Annotated in this window: 2 protein-coding genes and 1 pseudogene; 2 read left to right on the top strand and 1 reads right to left on the bottom strand. The window is 62.5% G+C overall.

Annotation, left to right across the window (positions count from 1 at the left end; translation table 11 throughout):
* On the bottom strand, positions 1-810 hold an 810-nt coding region (locus EN964_RS32155; protein ID WP_127277258.1), incomplete at its 3' end, for a diguanylate cyclase domain-containing protein.
* 230 nt (positions 811-1,040) lie between these two features.
* Between EN964_RS32155 and gshB the strand changes: the two genes are divergently transcribed.
* The gene (gene gshB, locus EN964_RS32150; protein WP_127266732.1) at positions 1,041-1,982 is read left to right on the top strand and encodes a glutathione synthase; all 942 of its coding nucleotides are present in this window, start codon (positions 1,041-1,043) and stop codon (positions 1,980-1,982) included.
* 183 nt (positions 1,983-2,165) lie between these two features.
* A pseudogene (locus EN964_RS32145) lies at positions 2,166-2,292 on the top strand (ATP-binding protein); the annotation flags it as partial.

Raw genomic sequence — 2,292 nt, 5'->3', positions numbered from 1 at the left:
GCTTCTGGCCGCTTCGGTCGCCTTGCGCAGCACCAGCTGCGACAACGGGCCGATGATGCCGCGCTCCTCGGCGATGGGAATGAAGACGGTCGGCGGCACCGAGCCGAGGTCGCGATCTGTCCAGCGCGCCAGCGTCTCGAAGCCGATGGTGCGGCGCGTGTTGAGGTCGACGATGGGCTGGAAATGCGGCTCCACCTCGCCGGCCGAGACAGCCCGGCGCAGCGCCTGTTCGATGCGGGTGACGCGCTTGGCCGCCTCTTCCATCTCACGGGTGTAGACGACGACGCGGCCACGGCCGGAACGCTTGGCGTGATAGAGCGCCGTCTCGGCCTTATTGATGAGGATTTCCGTGGTCTCGTCGCCCGAATAGAACAGCGAGCAGCCGACCGAGGCCGAAAGCCTGGCGGTGCGTTCGCCGACATCATAGGGCGCCGACAGGATCTCGATCAGCATGCGCGACTTTTCGGCCGCTGCATCCTCGCTGAACACCAGGGGATAGAGAAAGGCGAATTCGTCGGCACCGATGCGGCAGACCGTGGAATGGCCGTCCATCGAGGCGCGCAGCCGCATCGCCACCTGGATCAGGATGTCGTCGCCGGCCTTGTGGCCGAACAGATCGTTGATCGGCTTGAAGCCGTCGAGGTCGAGAATGCCGACGGTAAAGGGCGCGGGATCGTCGGCACGGTCGGCGATCAGGCGATCGACCTTGTCGAAGAAGCGGCGATGGTTGCCAAGCCCGGTCAACGGATCTGTGAATGCCAGATCCGTGCTCTCCCTGTTTGCCTGACCGGTGCCAAACGAAGTTTGCATCGGTGTCCCTGTTTTGTGACGTCGGAATTTATTTTCAGACTGGCAGCAAACCCTTTAGGAAACGTATCGCGAAATCGATTTTCCAGGGGCAACCGCGACTGTTTCGAAGGATCGATGAAAGCAGCGCATTCGGGTGTCGGATGCCAATCCCAGGAATGTCGCGATTGGCAGACGGGCAGTGAGCCTGTACAGGCAAGACAGTCGTCCATCCGAGCCGCCGGAGACCCGCCATGAAGCTGAAAATCGCCGTCCAGATGGACCACATCTCCACCGTGTCGATCGCCGGCGACACCTCGTTCGCGCTGTCGCTGGAAGCGCAGCGGCGCGGCCATGAGCTGTTCCACTACACGCCGGATCGGCTCTCGTTGCGCGACGGCAAGGTGTTTGCCCGCATCGAGGAAATGCAGGTGCGCGACGAGAAGGGCAGCCACTATTCGCTGGGCGAGAAGGTGCGTACCGACCTGTCGGAGATGGATGTGGTCCTGCTGCGCCAGGATCCGCCCTTCGACATGAACTACATCACCACCACGCACATCCTGGAGCGCATCCATCCGAAAACGCTCGTGGTCAACGACCCGGCCTGGGTGCGCAACAGCCCGGAAAAGATCTTCGTCACCGAATTTGCCGACCTGATGCCGGACACGCTGATCACCAAGGATCCGCTCGAAGTTGCCGCCTTCCGCAAGGAGTTCGGCGACATCATCGTCAAGCCGCTCTACGGCAATGGCGGCGCCGGCATCTTCCATCTGCTGGAGGCCGACCGCAACCTTGCCTCGCTGCTGGAAATGTTCGGCCAGATGTTCCGCGAACCCTACATCGTACAGCGCTATCTCAAGGACGTGCGCAAGGGCGACAAGCGCATCATCCTGATCGACGGCGAGCCGGTTGGCGCCATCAACCGGGTGCCGGCCGAGCATGATTCCCGCTCCAACATGCATGTCGGCGGCCGCGCCGAAAAGACCGAACTGACGGAGCGCGAACGCGAGATCTGCGCCCGCATCGGCCCATCGCTGAAGGAGCGCGGCTTCATCCTGGTCGGCATCGACGTGATCGGCGACTACATGACCGAGATCAACGTGACCTCGCCGACCGGCGTGCGCGAGGTCAAACGCTTCGGCGGCGCCGACATCGCCAGCCTGTTCTGGGACGCGGTCGAGGGAAAGCGCGGGTAAGCCGTTTTCATTTTGTCTTAACCATGTTCCGTTTTTGCAACCGCGCTCAATTCCGCTGCAACCCAAGCGGTCATGCGTTCCCGTAATGTTCTTGATTTGACCGGGGAAGTGTGATTGTCTTCCCGGCGGGCCATTCCTGGCCTGATCGCAGGGGCTGGGGCCAGCCTGAATTGGGGTTGCACGATGGTGGCGCGGGTTCGCACGGTCGCTTTCCAGGGCATCGAGGCCGTGCAGGTCGACGTGCAGGTGATGATCGCGCCCGGCAAGGTCAACATGCACATCGTCGGCCTGGGCGACAAGGCGGTGGCCG

The sequence above is a fragment of the Mesorhizobium sp. M7A.F.Ca.CA.001.10.2.1 genome (assembly GCF_003998575.1).
Lineage (GTDB): Bacteria > Pseudomonadota > Alphaproteobacteria > Rhizobiales > Rhizobiaceae > Mesorhizobium.
This window is presented reverse-complemented; position numbering and strand designations above follow the sequence as displayed.

What these genes read in the sequence shown, in the direction of transcription:
- gshB (WP_127266732.1), top strand. Translation starts at nt 1,041, where the DNA reads ATGAAGCTGAAAATCGCCGTCCAGATGGACCACATCTCCACCGTGTCG.